This is a genomic window from Streptomyces chumphonensis (assembly GCF_014779715.1).
Lineage (GTDB): Bacteria > Actinomycetota > Actinomycetes > Streptomycetales > Streptomycetaceae > Streptomyces > Streptomyces chumphonensis.
Map to the genome: position 1 here is coordinate 150,518 of NZ_JACXYU010000005.1, position 20,343 is coordinate 170,860.

Here is a 20,343-nt window from a genome sequence, read left to right on the forward strand (position 1 = left end):
CGTGGCGGAGGGCATCCGGGGACGTCCCGGAGGCTTCCCTGAGATTCCGCTTCGGGGGCGGTGTCGGGGATGACCCTGATGCCCGCCCCACCGGCCGCGTGTGACCATCGGGCCATGACCACCGCCACGCCCACCCCCGACCAGCCCCCTGCCCTGCGCAAGCTGTACCGCAGCAGCGAGGGCCGCTGGCTGGGCGGTGTGGCGCGCGGCCTCGCGGGGCACCTGGCCCTGCCGGTGCTGTGGGTCCGCGTCGTCTTCCTGATCCTCTTCTTCACCAGCGGGCTGGGCGCGTTGCTGTACGCGGTGTTCTGGTTCGTCGTGCCGCTGGGGGCGGGCGGCGTGGACGCCCCGGCGCCCGGCACCCGGCCTCCGGGGCGGGCCGGTGCCGGGCGGCGGCTGCGGCGGCCGGACCGGGGACAGGTCTTCGCCGTCCTGGTGCTCGTGGCGGCGCTCTTCGCACTCGGTGCGAACCTCCAGTTCGGCCGGGCGAACGCCTACGTGTGGCCGCTGCTGGTGATGGGGGTCGGGGTGGCCGTCGTGTGGCGGCAGGCCGACAACGCGCGCCGGGCCCACTGGACGGAGGTGAGCCGGCGGCGCGGGCTGCTGCCGATCGCGCGCAGCGCCGCCGGGGTGGTGCTCGTCGGGGTCGGGGTGTCGGGCTTCGTCGTCATCCAGGGCTCGGCGGAGCAGTTCGGTGCGGTGCTCCAGGCGTCGGTGGCCGTGCTGGTGGGTATCGCCCTCCTGGCCGGGCCCTACCTCGTCCGCATCACCCAGGACCTGTCCGAGGAGCGGCTGATGCGCATCCGCGCGCAGGAGCGGGCCGAGGTGGCGGCCCACGTCCACGACTCGGTGCTGCACACGCTCACCCTCATCCAGCGCAACTCCGACAACGCCCGCGAGGTGGCCCGGCTGGCGCGGGCCCAGGAGCGGGAGCTGCGCGAGTGGCTCTACAAGGGCGCGTCCGGCGCCGCCGCCGAGGACGACGCGGACCGCCCGGAGACCCTCGCGGCCGCCGTGAAGGCCACGGCGGCGGACGTCGAGGACCACCACGGGGTGCCGGTCGAGGTGGTGTGCGTGGGCGACTGCCCGTGCGACGAACGGCTGGCCGCGCTGGTCCAGGCGGCGCGCGAGGCGATGGTCAACGCCGCCAAGTACGGTGGCGGGGGCGGCGCGGTCCAGGTCTTCGCGGAGGTGGAGGGCCGTACGGTCTTCGTCTCCGTCCGCGACCGGGGCCCCGGCTTCGACCTGGACGCCGTGCCCGCCGACCGGATGGGCGTGCGCGAGTCCGTCATCGGCCGGATGGAGCGCAACGGCGGTACGGCGCGCATCCGCACCGCGCCCGGCGAGGGCACCGAAGTGGAGCTGGAGATGGAGAGGGCGGAGACACCATGAGCGGCGAGACGTCACCGGGACAGCGGGCCGTGAGCCAGGAGGCCGACCGCCGGGTGCGGGTCGTCCTCGTCGACGACCACCGGATGTTCCGGGCCGGCGTCCAGGCGGAGATCGGCGACACCCCGGCGACGGGTGTGGAGGTCGTCGGTGAGGCGGGCGACGTCGACCAGGCCGTCACCGTCATCACCGCCACGCGCCCCGACGTCGTCCTCCTCGACGTGCACCTGCCCGGCGGCGGCGGCGTGGAGGTCCTGCGCCGCAGCGCGTCGCTGATGGGCGCGATCGACCGGCCGGTGCGGTTCCTCGCCCTGTCGGTCTCGGACGCAGCCGAGGACGTCATCGGCGTGATCCGCGGGGGCGCGCGGGGCTACGTCACCAAGACGATCACGGGATCGGACCTGGTGAACGCGATCTTCCGGGTCGCCGACGGGGACGCCGTCTTCTCGCCGCGCCTGGCCGGCTTCGTCCTCGACGCCTTCGCCTCCACCGACGCCCCACCGGTCGACGAGGACATGGACCGCCTGACGCAGCGCGAGCGGGAGGTGCTGCGGCTCATCGCGCGCGGCTACGCGTACAAGGAGATCGCCAAGCAGCTGTTCATCTCCGTCAAGACGGTCGAGTCGCACGTCTCGGCGGTGCTGCGCAAGCTCCAGCTCTCCAACCGCCACGAACTCACCCGCTGGGCCACCGCCCGCCGCCTGGTCTGAGCCGGGCGAGCCCGGCCGTTCGGCCCGCCCCGCTCAGGTCAGGTCCAGCTCTGCCCACACCGTCTTGCCGACCGTGCGGGGCGTGACGCCCCAGCGGGCCGCGAGCGCCTCCACGATCAGGAGGCCGCGACCGAACATCTCGTCGTCCGCCGCTTCGCGCCGACGCGGTCGGCGTTCGCCACGCGGGTCGGTGACCTCGACGCGCAGCACCGTCGCCGTCAGCACCAGACGCACCCGAAAGTAACGTCCCGGCATGCAGCCGTGCAGGAGGGCGTTGCCGGCGAGCTCACTGACGATCAACGCCACATCCCCGGCGAGGTCCACGAACCCCCATTCCGCCGCCAGGCGCGCAGCCCGCCGCCGGGCGAGTTGCACGCTGCCCGGGTAGGGCGTGTAGTCCAGCCGGTCCTCCTGCTTCACCGGTGTCAGCGAGCGCTGTGCTGCGTCCATGGTTCCCCATCCCTTCGCAGGCTGAAGCCAGGTCACGTGTTCCTCTCGACCAGCCGGCGACGTGATCACTTGAACACAGAGAGTATCGAGTAGTCGCTCTGGGAGCAATATTCTTGGGGAATTAATTCCCCAACCTCGACTGACGCCAACGAAACGGACAGACTGCTGACGTGAACCAGCGGGCACAGCACGGCAATCGGGTTTCGACCGTTCTCGGGCGCAAGCTCGGCAACGAACTGCTACGGCTGCGCGATGCGGCGGGGAGGACACAACAGCAGGCCGCCGAAGCGCTCAGCGCCACCGCGACCAAGGTCGTCAAGATGGAGCGCGGGTGGGTGCCGATTCGTGACCCCGACATCCGCGCCCTCTGTGACTTCTACGGCCTGCACGACCCAGCGGCCGTCACGTCCCTGCTCAACCTGGCGAAACTCGACCGCGAACGTCGCAAAGCCAAGGGTTGGTGGCAGCAGCTACCGAAGGCCGGAGCGCTCAGCGAGTACATCGCCATGGAGGACGTGGCGAGCCAGGTACGGACATGGCAACTCGCCTTCGTTCCCGGACTGTTCCAGACGGCCGCATACGCACGTGCCCTTGCCGTCGGGGAAGGCGCTTGGGACGATCCCGACGAGGTCGAGCGCGCGGTCAACGCGAGGCTTCAACGTCAGCGTCGCCTGCACGAAGAGGTTCCCTTGCACGTGTACGCCGTGGTGTGGGAAGCCGCGCTCCGTCAGGTCGTCGGTGGTCGACGGGTGATGCGCGCGCAGCTCGATCGACTGCGGGAGGTGGCTGAGCTGGCTACTGTGCGCCTCCAGGTGCTGCCGTTCCAGGCAGGCGCCCACGCCTGTGCTGCGAGCTCCTTCACGATCATCAGCTTCACGGAGGACGAGGCAGCCGATGTGGTCCACACGGATACGATCGGCTCGACGGTCTGGGCGGAGAACGAAGAGGACAGTTCGAAGTACCGCACGTTCTTCGATCGCACCGCTAGACAAGCACTCGCCCAGAGCGACTCACTGTCACTGATCGATGGCATCCGTAAGGAGTTCTGAGCGTGTCCGAGTACGAGTTCCGCAAGTCGAGCTACAGCAGCGGGAGTGGGGAGTGCGTTGAGGTGGCCACCAACCTCCGGTCTGCCGTGGCCGTGCGGGACTCCAAGGTGGCCAGTGGGCCCAGCCTGCTTCTCACGCCCACCGCTTGGAAGGCGTTCCTCGCCACCGTGAGGCATGAGCACCCCGTGTGACATGGCCGGCGCCGTGCACCCGGCCGAAGCCGACACGGACGCACGGCGCTCGTAGCGGCGTGACCAGGGGGCACGCCTCCGATGCGGCGCGAGGGCTTCGCCGTACCGCCTCAGGGCGTGGTCGGTGAGGGGGCGGGCCGGAACGCGGCGACGCTCTCGCGGATCGCCCGGGTGACGGCCGCCTGCTGGGTGCCGAGGTAGAAGTGGCCGCCGGGGAAGGACTGGTAGCGGAAGGCGCCGTCGGTCAGCTCCTGCCAGGCACGGGCCTCCTCCTGCGTCACGTGGGGGTCGCTCTCCCCGGTCAGCACGCTGACGGGCGCCCGCAGCCGCTCCTCCGGCCGGTGCCGGTACGTCTCGACGGCCCGGTAGTCGGCCCGCAGGGCGGGCAGCGCCATGCGAAGCAGCTCGTCGTCGTTCAGCACGCCCGGGTCGGTCCCGTTCAGTGCGCGGATCTCCGCGATGATCCCGTCGTCGTCACGCAGGTGCACCGCCTCTTCGGCGCGGTGCCGGGTGGGCGCGCGCCGTCCGGAGGCGATGACGCCGAGCACGTCGGCGCCGCCCTGCCGCTCGATCCGCAGGCCCAGCTCGTAGGCGAGGACGGCGCCCATGCTGTGGCCGAACAGCACCAGGGGCCCGGCGGGTTCGGACGACAGCGCCTCGAACAGCCCGTCCGCGAGCGCCTCGATGCTCTCCAGGGGCTTCTCGCGGTAGCGGTCCTGGCGGCCCGGGTACTGGGCGCAGACGACGTCCAGCTCCGGGGTCAGGGCGCGCGCGAGGGGCAGGAAGTACGGTGCGGAGCCGCCCGCGTGGGGCAGCGCGAGGAGCCGTGTGGCTCCCTCCGGCGCGGTCTCGAACCTGCGGAGCCAGCGCTCGTGGTGACCGGATGCGGCCGACATGTCGTTCGTCCTTCCCCCTGAATCCGGCCCCGCTGACGGCGCCGTCCCTGACATGATCACTACGTTACGGCCCGGCCCGCGCCCCGCATAACCCCCTCAGACCCCTCACTCGCTTCCCTCCGGCCCGCTCCACGGGCCCGCGCACCGGGCCGGAGCCCCGTCACGGGCCGCTGGGGTATCGTGCCCGGGTCCTGTCGGGAGAAGTTGTTGGTGTGGTGAGGTGCGCGGTGGCTCTGGGGCGAGTGGTGCGGTTCGACGACGTGCGCGGGTACGGGTTCATCGTCCCGGACGACGGCGGCGAGGACATCTTCATGCACGCCAACGACCTGCGCGACGAGAAGAACCTGTACAAGCCCGGAGCCGTAGTCGAGTTCCGCCTTGAACACGGCGACCGGGGCCCCAAGGCCTCGATGGTCAGCCTCGCCGAGGAGGCGGCGCCCCGTGGTGCGGGGAGCGCGTCGGCCTCCGAGCGCTTCTCGCAGGCGGCCTTCGCGGCCGACACCGACGGCGAGGAGGACGTGCTGTGCGACGTCCTGTCGTCGCGGGAGTTCCGGCAGGAGTTGACCGAGGCCCTGCTGGAGTCGGTTCCGACGCTGACCGGCGACCAGATCGTCGCCGTGCGGCAGCGGCTGGACCGGCTCGCGCGCGGCCACGGCTGGCTGACGGCCTGAACTCACCGGTCCGCCGGTGCACGGCGCCGGTCACGCCGTACGTGAGAACGCCGCCGCCCGCACCCGCGGACGGCGGCGACGTCACGTGAGTGACGGCCGGTGGGCCGTCACTCCCACTCGATCGTCCCCGGCGGCTTGCTCGTCACGTCCAGCACGACGCGGTTCACGTCCGGCACCTCGTTCGTGATGCGCGTGGAGATGCGGGCCAGGACGTCGTAGGGCAGCCGGGACCAGTCCGCCGTCATGGCGTCCTCCGAGGAGACCGGCCGCAGCACGACCGGGTGGCCGTAGGACCGGCCGTCGCCCTGCACGCCGACCGACCGCACGTCGGCGAGCAGCACGACGGGGCACTGCCAGATCTCGCGGTCGAGCCCGGCGGCCGTCAGCTCCTCGCGGGCGACGGCGTCCGCCGCGCGCAGCAGGTCCAGCCGCTCCCTGGTCACCTCGCCGACGATGCGGATGCCCAGCCCCGGGCCGGGGAACGGCTGCCGCTGGACGATCTCCTCCGGCAGGCCCAGCTCCTGGCCCACCATGCGGACCTCGTCCTTGAACAGCTGCCGCAGCGGCTCGACGAGTTCGAACTCCAGGTCCTCCGGCAGCCCGCCGACGTTGTGGTGCGACTTGATGTTCGCCGTACCGGTGCCGCCGCCGGACTCGACGATGTCGGGGTAGAGGGTGCCCTGCACCAGGAAGGCGACCTCCGCGCCCTCCTCACCGGCCTCCGCGACCAGCTCGGCCTGCGCCTGCTCGAAGACGCGGATGAACTCCCGGCCGATGATCTTCCGCTTCTGCTCCGGGTCGCTGACGCCGGCCAGGGCGTCCAGGAAGCGCTTCTCCGCGTCCACGACCTTCAGCTGCACGCCCGTCGCGGCGACGAAGTCCTTCTCCACCTGCTCCGTCTCGCCCTGCCGCATCAGGCCGTGGTCGACGTACACGCAGGTCAGCTGGTCGCCGACGGCCCGCTGGACGAGGGCCGCCGCGACCGCCGAGTCCACCCCGCCGGACAGGCCGCAGATGGCGCGCTTCTCCCCGACCTGCGCGCGGATCGCGGCGACCTGCTCCTCGACGATGCTGCCCGCCGTCCAGCTCGGCGCCAGACCCGCACCCCGGTAGAGGAAGTGCTCCAGCACCTGCTGCCCGTGGGTGGAGTGCATCACCTCGGGGTGGTACTGGACGCCGTACAGCTTGCGCTCGTCGTTCTCGAACGCGGCGACGGGGACGACGTCGGTGGAGGCCGTCACCGTGAAGCCCTCGGGGGCCGCCGAGCAGGCGTCACCATGGGACATCCACACGCTCTGGTCGACCGGCGTGCCCTCGAAGAGCGTGGAGCCCGGCTTGCTGACCGCCAGCGGCGTCCGTCCGTACTCCCGCGCGCCCGTGTTGTCCACCCGGCCGCCCAGCAGCTCGGCCATCAGCTGGAAGCCGTAGCACATGCCGAAGACCGGCACTCCGGCCTCGAACAGCGCCGCGTCGAGCCGGGGCGCGCCCTCGGCGTAGACCGAGGAGGGACCACCGGAGAGGATGATCGCCTTCGGGTCCTTCGCGAGCATCTCGTCCACCGGCATCGTCGAGGGGACGACCTCGCTGTAGACGCGGGCCTCGCGGACGCGGCGGGCGATGAGCTGGGCGTACTGCGCGCCGAAGTCGACGACGAGGACGACGTCCGGCGGGGTGGGCACTGAAGCCACGAGACGGCCTTTCGGCGGTGGAGCGGGAGGAATGTCCACCCATCCTACCGACGCCGTACGGCACCCCCCGTGGCATACTGTCCGCATGCCTATGCACCCCCGCTTCTGGTTTACCTATGGCACCGGCCCGTCCGGCTGCCGTCAGGTCGACCGTCGTCGCGCGTAGGCGACACCACAGACCCCAACAGGCGCCCCGGGCCGATCAAGGCCCGGGGCGCCTGTGCGTTCCCCACCCACCCGGGCCGACACGACGGACCGGGGCTCCCCACCACCGAGGAGCCCCTCCATGACCACCGCGACCACCACGACCGCCTCCCCCGCCTCCCCCGTGAGCGAGACCACAGCCCCCGCCTCCCCCGAAGCCGAGATCGCGACGGCCCGCGAACGCATCGACGCCCTCGACGCCGAGATCATCGCCCTCGTCCGGGAACGCATGGCCGTCTCCGCCACCGTCCAGGAGGCCCGGATCGCCGGCGGCGGGCGCCGCGTCCACCTCTCCCGGGAGATGGAGATCCTCACCCGCTTCCGCACCGAGCTCGGCGGCCACGGCACGACGCTCGCGATGACCCTGCTCGAACTCTCCCGAGGCCGCGTCTGAACCGCGCCCGAGTCCGCCCCCGGTTCCGACCCGCCGCCGGGGGCGGACCCGGGTATGGTGAACGGTATGGCAACCAGGAAGTACACGGTGACCCTGCCCGAGGACCTTGCCGAGGAGATCCGCCGGGATGTCGGTCCGGGCGGCTTCAGCGCCTACGTCTCCCATGCCATAAGGCGTCAGCGCGAGCAGGACCGGCTGGGAGAACTCGTGGCCTTCCTGGAGACCGAGCACGGCCCGGTGACCGACGCCGAGCTCGCGGCGGCCGAGGCCGAGCGCCGCGACTCGGAACGCTTCTTCGTCGAGCGGCAGCCGCAGTCCGGGCGCGACGTACCACTGGCCGGCTGATGGGCATCTCGTGCTACGTGCTGGACTGCGAAGGTCTCTCGCGGGCAGCCCGAGGTGAGCGCGCCATGACAGCGCGGCTTCTGGACGCCCACCGCACCGGCATCCGTGTGGTCACCAGCTCCATGACGCTCATCGAGGCCCATCACTCGGGCGTGAAGCGTGCGGCCTGGCGATGGGCCATGTCACGCATCGTCGTCGAACCGGTGACCCACCGAACCGCCGACGAGGCCATCGCGCTCCTCGCGGAGACCGGACTCCACGGCCACACGCACGCCATCGACGCGGCCCTCGCCGTGATCGCACGGCGCCTTCCGGGCAACGTCGTGCTCTACACGTCAGACCCGGATGACCTCAAAACGCTCTGCGGCGACCAGGTTCTGATCAAAGCCCTCTGAAACCAGCCCCGCCCCCGTGCGGCTCGGCCGGGGGTCGGAAGCGGTGGTACGTCAGGCGAACGATCCGGACGCCTTCGCCCCACCGCTGCCGTCACCCGTACGGTGCGTGACCCGGGGCGTCGGCCCTTCGTTGTCCGAGGTGTCCCCGATGCCGCCGGACGTCCGGCGGCCCGTGGGACGGCCCACCGGAGCGTGAGGCGCGTCCGCCCCGCAGAGGGCGGCACGCCGTGGGACCGCGCTCCGGGCAGGTGACCGGACGGCAGGGGACAGCAGGCCGGTCACTCCTCCAGCGGTCGGTCCCCGTCCCCCCGGGGGCCGACCGCGTCGGGCGCACCGACGACATGCGACGGAGAGGACGGAAGAACTCATGAGGATTTCCCCGCAGGGCCGGTTCGCGGCGCTGTCGATGTGTGCGGCGGCCACACTGGCACCCGCGGCGGAGGCCGTGGCGGATGGCCGGGACGTCCCGGTGCCGGTCGACGTCCCCCTGGAGTCCGTAGAGGAAACGCTTCCGCTGGAGGCCCCGACGGTCTTCGCGACCGTCCCCTCCTCGCCCATCACCCCGCCCGAGACCCCGCAGATCATGCGGGGCGACCGGATCTCGGTCCCCGTGGTCCCCTCGCTCGGTGCCGTCCTCGACACCCCGGGGGTGTTCGCCGAGGCCCCCGTGCCCGGCCTCGACGGCACCGCGGCGCAACTGAGCACGAGCTCCGAGACGATGGACGCCGCAGCCCCGTCCCTCACCGTCGACCTCCCGCTGACCAACCCCGGTGCCGAGCCCTCCGGTCTGCCGCGCCTGACGGCCCCTGACGCCCGCCTCACCACGCCCACGCTCCACGGCGAGCGGACGGCCCTGGTCGACGTCGTCAGCGCCGACGGGCAGTCCCGGCTGCCCGACGCGCTCGGTCAGGTCACCGGCCTGCTCTGACGGCCCCCCGCGCGGTGGGCCGGACGCCCGCCGCCGTCGGCTCCGGCCGACCGGCCCGCCCCGTCCGGTCCGGCTGCTCGCGGGCCCGCAGCGGGCAGCCGGTGCCGACGCGGGTCGCGAGCTCGGCGCGCAGGGCGTTCAGCTCGGCCACGCGCGCGTCGATGAGCTGGATCTTCTCCTCCAGCAGCGCGGACAGCGCCTCGGCCTCGTCCGGTGCGTCGCGCAACTCCTCGCCCGTCCGCGCGATCTCGGCCAGCGAGAAGCCGAGGGACTGCGCCGTCCGGACGTAGTGCAACCAGGTCTCCGCCTCCGGCGGGAAGTCGCGATAGCCGTTCGGCAGCCGACTGCTCGAAACGAGGCCGGTCTTCTCGTAGAAGCGGACGGTGTCCTTGGTCAGGCCCGTCCGCGCGGCCAACTCGCCGATGCGCATGACTCCCCCTCGGTGGCGGTCCTCGGTGGCTTGACCTTGGAGCGTACTCCACTGTTTAGCGTCAGGCATCACTGATCCGAGACCGTCAGGAGCCTGGCATGTCTTCCCCCGAAGCCTCCCCGAAGACCCTCCTCAAGGACCCCACCGCCCCCTCCTACCTGCGCGTCGTCCGCGCCAGCGCCTGGTACGACCTCCTCGTCACGGCGGGCTTCGCCACGCCCTGGACGTACGCGCTGATCCACGAGCTCATCTCCTCGGTGGGTGAGGCGTGGGGCGTGGGCGGGTTCCCCCCGATCGACCCCGTCCAGACGCTCTACGCGAACCTCATGGGGTCGGTGGTCGTCGTCTGGGCGCTGCTGCGCATCGTCCGACCGCTGCCCCTGCACGGCCTGTTCGACGGCGTCGCCCGTGCGCTGTTCGCCACCTGGCAGGCGTACGCCCTCGGTCACGGCGCCACCGGAGTGCTGTGGATCTTCCTCGTCGTGGAGGTCGCCTTCGGCCTCGTCCAGCTCGCCCCGTGGCTGCGCACCCGCGTCGGCGCGAAGGGCCCGGCAGACGTCGCCCGTCACCCCGCGTGACGGGGAAACGCGTGAACGTCGCAGGTCAAGGGTTGTACGAGAGTTGATCACGGTCCGGCATCGACTGCGCGGTGCCGGGCTGTGACATGCCCCACAAGGAAAAGCGCGGAGCGAGGGCAACTGCACCGGACTGTCGGATTTGCCGGTCGGCGGGCGGCCCGGCGGCGTCCCAGCCGGTGAAAACAACGGCTGACAAGGCGTTTATCCCCGCTTTACTGTCGACCTGCCGAAGCCGCGCGGAACCCTGTATCCAGCGCGCCGGCCCACCTTCAGCGCCTCACTCTGCGACACGACCACGAAGAGGTCAATCATGCGTATTCGCCGTGCAGTCGCGGCTGCCGCCGCCACGGCCGTCATCGCCCCCGCCGCGCTCCTCGCGGCCCCCGCCGCCTACGCGGACGAGAACCCGGGCACGGAGTCCACCCAGCAGACGGAGCCGAAGCCGGGCGAGGAGGAGGCTCCGAAGGAGGAGACCTCCACCGAGGAGACCGAGAACGAGACCTCCGAGGGCGCGACCACCGACGAGGACACCACCGAGGACACCACCGACGAGAAGAAGAGCTCCGAGGACGGGACCGAGGGGGAGAACGACTCCGAGGGGACGACCGAGGACGAGACCTCCACCGAGGACGAGACCTCGACCGAGGACGAGACCGAGGGCGAGAAGCAGGGCGAGGACGAGGAAACCGACGAGGAGGAGACCGAGGAGCCGGTCACCGAGGAGTGCCTCGTCACCGACTCCGACGACGACCTCGTCTCGACGATCAACGGTCTGCCCGAGCAGGTGGCGGCCGGGGCCGGCTGGCAGGACTTCTCCCTCACCATCGAGAACAACACCGGTGAGAAGAAGGACTTCGCCCAGGCCCACGTCTACACCTGGGCCTTCACCGAGGACGGCGGTGACGAGAGCGAGCACATCAGCCTCCAGGTGAAGAACATCCACGGCACCTGGGTCGACGTCGACACGGACTGGTCCTCGGACCAGTACGGCTTCGTCGGCAACGGCTCGCTCGACGCCGGGCAGTCCTCCACGCTCCAGCTGCGCCTCAGCGTGGACGAGCAGGCCCCTGCCTCGCTCGGTGTGGCCCTCGGCTACGCGTTCTACCTGAACGACGACGGTGAGACCTGCACCGACAGCGTCAGCGAGGACTACTACTTCGAGATCATCGCGGCCGGCAAGAAGCCGAACGGCAACGACGCCAAGCCGCAGGGCGGCAAGACGGAGCTGCCGGCCAAGCCGGACAGCAAGCCGGACGCCGACCTGAAGATCGAGGGCGAGCTCGCGCAGACCGGTTCGGACTCGAACCTGCCGATGTTCGCGCTCGCGGGCGCGGCGGCCGTCGCGCTGGGCGCCGGCGCCATGTTCGTCGTCCGCCGCCGCAAGGGTGCCGACGCCACCGCCTGACGCGCGCGGTAGGCGCTGAGCGGTCCTCGGGCCGCGCGTACGCCGAAGGACCCGGTCTCCGAGCGGAGGCCGGGTCCTTCGTCTGTGGGGGGTGCGTTCGGGGCGGGCGGGATCAGGACGCCTTCGGCGGCGCCGACGGGACGGGCAGGACCGGCAGGCGCAGTGCGCCGAACGCGGAGTCCGGGACGGCCGGGGCCTTCGGCGCCACCGGGGCGAGGCGGACGTACGGGGTGCCCTGCTCGGGACGGGGGTCGGCCTCGCCCTTGTTGGGCCACAGCGACATGGCCCGCTCGGCCTGCGCGGTGATCGTCAGCGACGGGTTGACGCCGAGGTTGGCGGAGACGGCGGAGCCGTCCACGACGGAGATGCCGGGGTGGCCGTAGAGGCGGTGGTAGGGGTCGATGACGCCCTGGTCGGCGTCGGCCCCGATGGGGCAGCCGCCGAGGAAGTGGGCCGTCAGCGGCGTCCCCGTGACCTCGCCGACGTTCGTCCCGGGGAAGCCGTTGATCTCGTCGGCGAGGATGCGGCACGCCTCCGCGCCCTCGGGGATGTGCAGCGGGTTGGGTGCGCCGTGGCCCTGCTTGGCCGTCAGCAGCCCCTTGCCCAGGCCCTTCTCCTTGCGGTAGGTGGTCAGGGAGTTGTCGAGCGTCTGCATGACGAGACCGATGATGACGCGCTCGGACCACTTGTGGTTCGACAGCGAGCGCAGGCCCTGCGCGGGGTGCAGCAGGTACGTCAGGAGGTGCCCCAGCACCCGCGGCAGCCTGGAGTGGTGGCGCACGGCGAGCGTCGTCATGAACCCCATGGCGTTGGAGCCCTTGCCGTAGCGGACGGGCTCGATGTGCGTGGTCTCGTTCGGGTGGATCGAGGAGGTGATGGCGACGCCGCGGGTGAAGTCGAGCTCGGCGTCCCGGCCCCACTTCCGGCGGTAGCGCCTGCGGGCCGTCTGGGCGCCGACGATCCCCTCGGAGTTGGTGCGGGTCAGCTCGCCGAGGCGTTCGGACAGCCTCGGCAGCAGGCCCTCGTCGCGCATGCGGTGCAGGAGCGTCTGGGTGCCGTACGTTCCGGCGGCGACGACGACGTGGCGGGCCCGCAGGACGCGCGGCCTCCCCTTGCGCCGCCGGTCGGTGGGGACGACGGAGACGGCGAGGCCGTCGCCGTCCTCCGTCACGGCGGTCACGGACGTCATGGGGTGGACGACGGCCCCCGCCTTCTCCGCGAGGTGGAGGTAGTTCTCGTTGAGGGTGTTCTTCGCGCCGTGCCGGCAGCCCGTCATGCACTCGCCGCACTCGGTGCACGCCCGGCGCTCGGGGCCCGCGCCGCCGAAGTAGGGGTCGGGCACGCCGGCGCCGGGGGCGGCCTTCGCCGTGCCGTCGGCGTCCTGCCCGTCGCCGAAGAAGACGCCGACGGGAGCCATGTGGAAGGTGTCGCCGCAGCCCATCCGCTCGGCCGCCGCCTTGAGGTGGACGTCGGACGGCGTCGTGGTGGGGTTGAGGCGGACGCCGAGCATGCGCCGGGCCTGGTCGTAGTAGGGCTTCAACTCGTCCTGCCAGTCGGTGATGTGACCCCACTGGCGGTCCTGGAAGAAGGCGGGCGGCGGCACGTAGAGGGTGTTGGCGTAGTTGAGCGAGCCGCCGCCGACCCCGGCGCCCGCCAGGATCATGACGTTGTTGAGCAGGTGGATGCGCTGGATGCCGTAGAGGCCGAGCGCGGGCGCCCACAGGTAGTTCTTCACGTCCCAGGAGTTCCTGGGCAGATCGGCGCGATCGAAGCGGCGGCCCGCCTCCAGCACGCCGACCCGGTACCCCTTCTCCGTCAGCCGCAGGGCGGAGACGGAACCACCGAACCCGGAGCCGACGACGATGACGTCGTAGTCGTACCCGCCGGATCCGCCAGACTGCTCGGCGTCCTGCGCGGTGGGGACGGAATCGTCCTGTGACACGGAAATCCTCCGAACGTGAAGCGGGGACGGCTCAGCGGAAGCGCAGGGCCTTGAGCACCTTGAGCGAGCGGGACATGAACGCGGCGTACTGCGCGTCGTCCATGCCCAGCGACGGCGCCATCGGCAGCAGGCGCTGCTGGGCGACGGTCTGCGGCTCGGTGAACTTGAGCAGGCCCTCGGAGCCGTGGCGGCGTCCGAGGCCCGAGTCGCCCATGCCGCCCATCGGCGCCTGGACGCTGCCGTAGGCCGCGGCGTACCCCTCGTTGATGTTGACGGTGCCGGTGCGCAGCCGCGCCGCGATGTCCCAGGCGGTGCGGGAACTGCGGGACCACACACTGGAGTTCAGGCCGTACGGGGTGGCGTTGGCCTGGGCGACCGCCTCGTCCGGGTCGGAGTAGCGGTAGACGGAGACGACGGGGCCGAACGTCTCCTCGGTGCAGACGGTCATCGGGATTTCGACGCCCTCCAGGATCGTCGGCTCGTAAAACAGCGGGCCGACGTCCGGGCGCGCCCGGCCGCCGGTCAGGACGACGGCGCCCTTGGCGTCCGCCTCGTCGACGTGCCGGGAGACCGTCCGCAGCTGCGCCTCGGAGACGAGCGACCCCATGTCCGCGCCGAAGGCCAGGGACGCGCCGAGCCGCATCGCCCGGGTGCGGGCGACGAAGCGCTCCAGGAACGCGTCGGCCACGGAGGCGTGCACGTACAGGCGCTCGACGGATATGCACAGCTGACCGGCGGAGGAGAAGCAGGCCCGCACGGCCCCGGCCGCCGCCTGGTCGAGGTCGGCGTCGGGCAGGACGATCATGGCGTTCTTGCCGCCGAGCTCCAGCGAGCAGCCCACCAGCCGGGCGGCGGCGCGCCGGGCGACCTCCCGGCCGGTGCGGGTGGAGCCGGTGAACGACACGTAGTCGCCGCCGTCCACGACGGCGGGCCCGACGACCGGGCCCTCGCCGAGCACGACCTGCCAGACCTCGGCGGGCAGCCCGGCCTCGATGAGCAGGTCGCGGGCCCACAGGGCGCTGAGCGCCGTCTCGGTGTCGGGCTTCATGACGACGGCGTTCCCGGCGACGAAGGCGGGCAGCGCGTCGCCCACGCTCAGCTCGAACGGGTAGTTCCACGGCGCGATCATGCCGACGACGCCGCGCGGCTGGCGCAGCTGACGGGTGCGCGTCAGCACGGGGATGGCGCCCGCGTGCCGCTTGGGCGCCAGGTAGGAGGGTGCCCTGCGGCCGTAGTGCCGGGCGGCCATGCAGACCGCCAGCACCTCCTCCTGGGCGTGCAGGCGTGCCTTGCCGGTCTCCAGCTGGACGAGGTCGAGGATCTCGTCCTGGCGGCGCAGGACGAGGTCGTGGAAGCGCAGCAGCACGGCGGCCCGCTCGCGCACCGGCCGGGCCGCCCAGCCCGGCTGCGCCGCGCGGGCCCGCGCGAAGGCCCCGGCCACCTCCTCGGGGGTGGACTCCGGCAGGTCGGCCAGCTTCTCCCCGGTGAGGGGGGTGTGGCAGGCGGTCCGGCCGCTTCCGCCCAGCCCCCGGGTGAGCCGGGCGACGAGATCGGGGGTGACGACGTCGGCGGCGGTGCGGGCGCCCTCGGGCGCGGCGGCGACCGGGTTCCGGTGCGGGGAGTCCGTCATAGAGGGGAGGGTACGGCGCTCCCGCACGATTGGGTACCCGCCGGTAACCCGATTTTCGAAAAAGTGCCAGCAATCACTGGCGCGAATGGCGAGCCGCCCTCGCCTCCCCCGTCGCTCCCGTCACCCGGTGGCCCGGTAGGTGTCCACCACCTGCGAGAAGTGCGCGTCGATCTCCGCCCGCCGGTCCTCCGGACCCCTCACCTGCACGACGTGGTACGTCGACCCCAGCAGCATCGCCCGGTTCCGGGCGAGCCGACGCTCACCGCCCGCCTCCCACACGAACTCGCCCTCCGCCATCGCCGTCTCCCCCACCGTGATGCTGCGCACGCCGCTGACCGTCTTCCACCCCGTGGAGTCGCGGTACCCGGACAGCTCCGGTTCGTCGCTCAGCTGGTACTCACGCGGGTCCGTGCCGTACCGGTCCGTCCCGTCCCGGCCGGGGACGACGATCAACTCCAGCCCGTCGCCGCTGAAACGCACCTGCCCGCCGCTGGTCTGACCCCGTGTCCAGCCCTCCGGCACGGCGATCCGGAACCCCGCCGGGTCACGCTGGACGACGTAGCCCTCGGGTGCGGCCGGCTGCTCGCCGTCCGGCTCGCCCGACTGCGGTGTCTCGGTGCCCGGCTCGTCCGTCTCCTCCGGCTGCTCGGCGTCGTCCTCCGCACCGTTCCCCGGCTCGTCGCCCTCGTCGGCGCCCGGCCGCCCTTCGCCCGCGTCCGGCTCCCCGGCGCCGCCCGACCCGCCGGAGGACTCCCCCGGCGCCTCGCCGACCGAGCCGCGCCGGTTCGGGTCCGCGGGGTCGGCGGGCGGCATGAGCAGCGCCGCCACGGCGACCGCCGAGGCCAGCCCCACCAGCACCACCGCCAGCAGCACCAGACCGAGCCTGCGCGGACTCGCCCGCCGGCGGTCCCGGCGCCCCCGGTGCCGGGCCACCGGCACCGGCCGCTTCTCCGCCCTGCGGCGCCGCACCAGCTCCCCGCGCCGCCGCAGGATCGGCAGCCGCCGGGCGTCCCCACGGCGACCCGCCGTCAGCGAGGGGTGCGCCGTCACCGCGTTGCGCCCCACGTCCGGCTCCGGTGCGGACCGGATCAGGGACCGCAGCCAGCCGCTCAGCTCCTCGAACTGGGGGCGCTCCGTCGGGTCCTGCCGCAGCAGCGACTCGATCACCGGCCGCAGCGGGCCGCACTCCTCGGCGAACGCGGGCGGCTCCGCGCACACCATCTGGACGAGGTCCACGACGCTGTCCTCGGGGTACGGCGCGTGCCCCTGCACCGCGCGGTACAGCAGCGCGCCGATCGCCCACAGGTCCGCGGCGGGGCCGACCGGGGGCGCGAGCCGCCAGTTCTGGTAGATCGGGCCCGCCTGTTCGGGCGCCCAGCGCTCGGTGACCGGGCCGACCGTCGTCATCCGCGCCTGCCGGGCCCGCTCGGCCGCCAGCGCCGTCGCCGGCCCCCGGTAGCGGCCGGGCTCCTCCGGCACCGGGACGCCCCAGACGTCCGGCACCTCGTCGGCGTCGAGCACGAACTCGGCGTGGAGGACGTCCGGTTCGTACTCCGCTTCCTGTTCCGCTTCCTGTTCCGTGCGCTGGCCCGGGCGCTCGCCGGGAGGCTCGGCGTAGGTGTACTGCGGGGGCGGAGGCGGCAGATACGCCTTCGGTGCGGCGGGGCCCGGCTTGTCCCCGCCCCACGGGCCGTACTGGACGGGCCGGCGCTCCGGTTCCGCTTCGGGTTCCGGTTCGGCCTGCGGCTCCAGGGCCCCGGCGGGCCCGTGGCCCGCCTCCACCCGCTCCGCGTAGGGCGGTAGCTGCTGGGTGTCGTCCCCCTGCGCCGCCGGGCTCTCCGGTGCCGCAGGGTCGTCCGGATCCCTCCGGTCGTCCGGCGCCATGGGACCGTCCGTCGGCAGGGGGTCGTAGCCGCACAGGGCCTCCTCGGCGGCGCCCGAGGCCAGGCCGCTGAGCAGGGCGCGGCCGTCGTCGCAGATCAGCACCGAGTGCGCGGTGATGTTGCGGTGCGTCCAGCCGTAGGTGTGGACGGCGCTGAGCCCGGCCAGCAGGTCGGCGGCGATCTCGGCGGCGCGGTGCGGCGTCAGCGGCCGGTCCGCGATGACGTCGGCCAGCGTGCGCCCGGCGACCAACTCACCGACGATCCACAGCCCGTCGTCCTCGACGAAGACGTCGAACACCTGGTCCAGCCGGGGGTGGTCCGGTATGCGGGCGGCGGTGAGCGCGGCCTCGACGGCCCGGCGCACGGCCGGATCGGCCGGCTCCCGCGTGGCCCGGCCGTGACCCCAGTGCCCGCCGCCGTGGTCACCGAGGACCTCGGCGTCGATGACCTCCGGCAACGGCACCTGGCGGACGAGGACGTCCTGCCCGCTGGCCGTGTCGAAGCCGACGACCTCGCGGACCTCGTAGCCGTCGTCCGACGGCGGTGGGGGCAGGCGGTACCGCTCGGCCAGCAGCCGACCCGCGAACTCGTCCACGACGCCTCCCCACCAGGCGGACCACTCAGCGCGAAACCGTCAGAACCCTTCCGCACCGGCCTGGTTGCGGATGCTTACGGTCCTCGGACTCTCACGATACGTGCCCTCGGGCCGCTGTGGGGAACCCCAGCGCACTCGGGGGAGCGTGCGCCCGCGCACACGGCGCGCGCTCCGAGCGCCCGTCCCCCGGCGTCCGTGCCCTACTCGTCCACCGGCTTGAAGGTGTCGAACGCCGTCTCCCGCAGCGTCCGGCACTCCTTCCCGTCCCACTCGTCCGCCTGACAGGTGACCAGAATCGCGTGCCCACGGCCCCCGTCCACCCGGAAGCCGCGATTCAGCGCACGCATCCGCTCGCCGTCCCGGGTGTACTCGTAGCTCCAGTCCGCGACGGTCGGGTAGTCACGCCACGCCACCTCTTCGAGTCCGACGCGCTCGTACTGCGGGAACGTCCCCTTCACGGCGCGCTCCAACTGCTCCCACGCGGCCACCGCGTCCTCGCCCGGCGAGCCCGTGTAGTCGACCTGGACGCTGGGGGCCGCGCCCGGCTCGGCGGCGTAGACCCCGCCCGAGTTCTCGCCCGCGATGCGGACCCGCTCCCAGCCCTCGGGCAGCGCCATGGCGAAGTGGAACTTCTGGTCGGTGACGGTGGCGTAGCCCTCCGGCGTCCCGTCGGCGCCGTCCTCCCCGCCGCCGTCACCGCCGCCCTGGGCCCCGGCGTCCCCGTCCTCGCCCTGCGCGTCCTCGCCGCCGTCGCTCCCGCCGTCCTCGGCCCCGGACGCGTCGGCGCCCTCGGCCCCGGCGCCGTCCGTGCCCTTGCCCTGGTCGGCCTGCTCACCCCGGCCGGGCTGCTCCGCGCCGTCGCCCTCGTCCTCTCCGGTGCCGCCGGAAGCGGCCGTGTCACTGGAGCCCGGCGGGTCCTGCTCGTCCCCGTCGCCGCTGTTCAGCGTGAAGGCCAGCACCGCGCCGAGGACGCCGAGCACGACGATCGCGATGGCCGCGACCACGACCCCGGACGGCCGTCCGTCGGCGCCGTCGCCCTCCGGACCGCCCGGCCCGCCGCGCCCGCCGCCGAGGGAGCCGAAGGCCGCGAGCGTGCGGCGCCGCTTCGGTTCACTGCGCGCGGCCGGCGCCGCCGTCGTCCGCGACCGCTGGTCCTGCCGCGCCGGTCCGCTCTCCGGGCGCGCCGTACCGGCGGACGGCTCGGGCATGGCGACGGTCCGGGTCGCGGCGTGCGAGGCCGCCAACTCGGAGTCGGCCGGGGCGTCCAGCACCGCCTGGAGCAGCACCCGCGCGCCCGCGTCGTCCAGCCGCTTCACCGGGTCCTTGATGAGCAGCCCGTAGATGACCTCCTCCAACTCGCCCGCGTTGCGCGGCGGCTCCAGGGGGTCGGTCATGACGGCGGTCAGGGTGGCGATGGCCGAGCCCTTGTCGTAGGGCGGGGTGCCCTCCACCGCGGCGTAGATCAGCCCGCCCAGCGACCACATGTCGGCGGGCGGGCCGGGACGCTGGCCGCGCGCCCGCTCGGGCGAGATGTACGACGGAGCGCCCACGAGCATGCCGGTGGACGTCACCGACGGGTCGCCCTCCACCTTCGCGATGCCGAAGTCGGTCAGGACGACGCGTCCGGTGTCCTGCTCGATCAGGACGTTGGACGGCTTGACGTCGCGGTGGACGATGCCCTCCCGGTGCGCGGCGCGCAGCACACCGAGCACGGCCAGCCCGATCTCGGCGGCCCGGCGCGGCGGCACGGGCCCGTCCTCGCGGATCACCTCGGCCAGCGAACGGCCCTCGACCAGCTCCATGACGATCCACGGCCGGTCGTCCTCGTCGACCACGTCGAAGACGGTGACCGCGCTGCCGCTGCGGATCCGGGCGATGGCCTTGGCCTCGCGCAGGGTGCGGGTGATGAGGCGGCGCTTCTCGTCCTCGTCGATGTCGGAGGGGAAGCGCAGCTCCTTCACCGCCACGGTGCGGCCCAGGACCTCGTCCCGCGCCCGCCACACCGTCCCCATGCCGCCCCGGCCCTGGACGCCGCCGAGCCGGTACCGGCCGGCGAGCAGACGTCCGGTCTCCCGGCCCCTGGCGACGGCCCCGCCGTCCTCCGACCCGTCCTCGTCCGCCTCGCCGGGCGGTGCGTCCTCGGTGACGGGCGCCGCGTCGGACCCGGAGGCGGATGCGGCGTCATCCTCGCGTGCGGACCGGGCGTCGGACGAGGTGCCGGACGGGGCATCGGTCGAGGCGCCGCGCTCCGACGCGCCGACGGGCTTGTCCCCGGCGGCTTCGCCCTCGTCCGCGCCCTTCTCGTCGCCCACCTCGGGCTTCTCGCCGCTCCGGGCAACGTCCCCGCGCGCGGTGGCGTCCGTGTTCCCGGTGCGTTCTCTGCGCTTGGCGGCGTCCGTGCCGTCGGTGGCGGCGTCGGCCTTGACCGTCCTGCCGTCGTCCTCGCCCATACTTCCCCTCGCGATCGCCCGCCCAGCAAGTCGACCCATTGTCACCCATGCGGCGGGCACCGAAGGAACAACCCCGGTGCGGGCGGTGGGTGAGAGGCCGTGGGCGCGAAGCGGTGAAGG

The 20,343-nt window shown here is 72.9% G+C and carries 19 protein-coding genes; 11 read left to right on the forward strand and 8 right to left on the reverse strand.

The annotated features are described in order from the left end of the window. The first annotated feature begins 114 nt into the window (after positions 1-114). Both IF129_RS12515 and IF129_RS12520 read left to right on the forward strand, forming a co-directional pair. Positions 115-1,392 (forward strand): ATP-binding protein, encoded by a 1,278-nt coding sequence (locus tag IF129_RS12515; RefSeq protein ID WP_191209668.1) that lies wholly within the window; start codon positions 115-117, stop codon positions 1,390-1,392. Next, positions 1,389-2,099 carry a LuxR C-terminal-related transcriptional regulator gene (locus IF129_RS12520; protein WP_191209669.1) on the forward strand — a complete coding sequence of 237 codons (711 nt, stop codon included), beginning with the start codon at positions 1,389-1,391 and terminating at the stop codon, positions 2,097-2,099. The genes IF129_RS12515 and IF129_RS12520 overlap by 4 nt, the downstream gene beginning before the upstream one ends. 33 nt (positions 2,100-2,132) lie before the next feature. Here IF129_RS12520 and IF129_RS12525 read toward each other — a convergent pair whose 3' ends face one another. Further along, complete coding sequence (locus IF129_RS12525; protein WP_191209670.1) at positions 2,133-2,549, reverse strand: ATP-binding protein; 417 nt, start codon at positions 2,547-2,549, stop codon at positions 2,133-2,135. Between the two features lie 170 nt (positions 2,550-2,719). Between IF129_RS12525 and IF129_RS12530 the strand changes: the two genes are divergently transcribed. Both IF129_RS12530 and IF129_RS12535 read left to right on the forward strand, forming a co-directional pair. Continuing rightward, positions 2,720-3,598: a helix-turn-helix domain-containing protein gene (locus tag IF129_RS12530; protein WP_191209671.1), complete on the forward strand. Its 879-nt coding sequence runs from the start codon at positions 2,720-2,722 to the stop codon at positions 3,596-3,598. A 2-nt stretch (positions 3,599-3,600) separates the two neighbouring features. After that, complete coding sequence (locus IF129_RS12535; protein WP_191209672.1) at positions 3,601-3,789, forward strand: DUF397 domain-containing protein; 189 nt, start codon at positions 3,601-3,603, stop codon at positions 3,787-3,789. A 110-nt stretch (positions 3,790-3,899) separates the two neighbouring features. Here IF129_RS12535 and IF129_RS12540 read toward each other — a convergent pair whose 3' ends face one another. After that, a complete protein-coding gene (locus IF129_RS12540) occupies positions 3,900-4,685 on the reverse strand; it encodes a thioesterase II family protein (protein WP_191209673.1) in 786 nt (261 codons plus the stop codon). A gap of 227 nt (positions 4,686-4,912) precedes the next feature. Here IF129_RS12540 and IF129_RS12545 point away from each other — a divergent pair, with 227 nt between their 5' ends. After that, positions 4,913-5,356, forward strand: a complete 444-nt coding sequence (locus tag IF129_RS12545; RefSeq protein ID WP_191209674.1) for a cold-shock protein — start codon at positions 4,913-4,915, stop codon at positions 5,354-5,356. A 107-nt stretch (positions 5,357-5,463) separates the two neighbouring features. Here the strand turns inward: IF129_RS12545 and guaA are convergent, their stop codons facing one another. Beyond that, positions 5,464-7,077, reverse strand: coding sequence for a glutamine-hydrolyzing GMP synthase (gene guaA, locus IF129_RS12550; RefSeq protein ID WP_381481392.1), 1,614 nt, complete (start codon positions 7,075-7,077; stop codon positions 5,464-5,466). 253 nt (positions 7,078-7,330) lie between these two features. Between guaA and IF129_RS12555 the strand changes: the two genes are divergently transcribed. From IF129_RS12555 to IF129_RS12570, 4 genes are all read left to right on the forward strand, one after another. Continuing rightward, positions 7,331-7,642 (forward strand): chorismate mutase, encoded by a 312-nt coding sequence (locus IF129_RS12555; protein WP_191209675.1) that lies wholly within the window; start codon positions 7,331-7,333, stop codon positions 7,640-7,642. Between the two features lie 66 nt (positions 7,643-7,708). Beyond that, positions 7,709-7,987 carry a ribbon-helix-helix domain-containing protein gene (locus IF129_RS12560; RefSeq protein WP_191209676.1) on the forward strand — a complete coding sequence of 93 codons (279 nt, stop codon included), beginning with the start codon at positions 7,709-7,711 and terminating at the stop codon, positions 7,985-7,987. Positions 7,988-8,052: 65 nt separating this feature from the next. Then, a complete protein-coding gene (locus tag IF129_RS12565) occupies positions 8,053-8,382 on the forward strand; it encodes a hypothetical protein (RefSeq protein WP_224754853.1) in 330 nt (109 codons plus the stop codon). A 367-nt stretch (positions 8,383-8,749) separates the two neighbouring features. Continuing rightward, positions 8,750-9,310: a hypothetical protein gene (locus IF129_RS12570; protein ID WP_191209678.1), complete on the forward strand. Its 561-nt coding sequence runs from the start codon at positions 8,750-8,752 to the stop codon at positions 9,308-9,310. Here the strand turns inward: IF129_RS12570 and IF129_RS12575 are convergent. Beyond that, positions 9,294-9,740, reverse strand: coding sequence for a MerR family transcriptional regulator (locus tag IF129_RS12575; RefSeq protein WP_191209679.1), 447 nt, complete (start codon positions 9,738-9,740; stop codon positions 9,294-9,296). The genes IF129_RS12570 and IF129_RS12575 overlap by 17 nt on opposite strands. Positions 9,741-9,838: 98 nt before the next feature. On the opposite strand from IF129_RS12575, the gene IF129_RS12580 reads away from it, so the two are divergent. Both IF129_RS12580 and IF129_RS12585 read left to right on the forward strand, forming a co-directional pair. After that, entirely contained in the window at positions 9,839-10,318 is a 480-nt protein-coding gene (locus IF129_RS12580; protein WP_191209680.1) for a hypothetical protein, read from the forward strand. Between the two features lie 310 nt (positions 10,319-10,628). Then, complete coding sequence (locus IF129_RS12585) at positions 10,629-11,723, forward strand: LAETG motif-containing sortase-dependent surface protein (RefSeq protein WP_191209681.1); 1,095 nt, start codon at positions 10,629-10,631, stop codon at positions 11,721-11,723. Between the two features lie 112 nt (positions 11,724-11,835). Here the strand turns inward: IF129_RS12585 and IF129_RS12590 are convergent, their stop codons facing one another. The 4 genes from IF129_RS12590 to IF129_RS12605 form a co-directional block, all read right to left on the reverse strand. Beyond that, positions 11,836-13,665, reverse strand: coding sequence for a GMC family oxidoreductase N-terminal domain-containing protein (locus tag IF129_RS12590; RefSeq protein ID WP_191209682.1), 1,830 nt, complete (start codon positions 13,663-13,665; stop codon positions 11,836-11,838). 31 nt (positions 13,666-13,696) lie between these two features. Next, positions 13,697-15,295: a succinic semialdehyde dehydrogenase gene (locus IF129_RS12595; RefSeq protein WP_191209683.1), complete on the reverse strand. Its 1,599-nt coding sequence runs from the start codon at positions 15,293-15,295 to the stop codon at positions 13,697-13,699. Between the two features lie 120 nt (positions 15,296-15,415). Further along, a complete protein-coding gene (locus tag IF129_RS12600) occupies positions 15,416-17,773 on the reverse strand; it encodes a protein kinase family protein (RefSeq protein WP_191209684.1) in 2,358 nt (785 codons plus the stop codon). 200 nt (positions 17,774-17,973) lie between these two features. After that, complete coding sequence (locus IF129_RS12605) at positions 17,974-20,223, reverse strand: serine/threonine-protein kinase (protein WP_224754854.1); 2,250 nt, start codon at positions 20,221-20,223, stop codon at positions 17,974-17,976. Between the last annotated feature and the right edge of the window lie 120 nt (positions 20,224-20,343).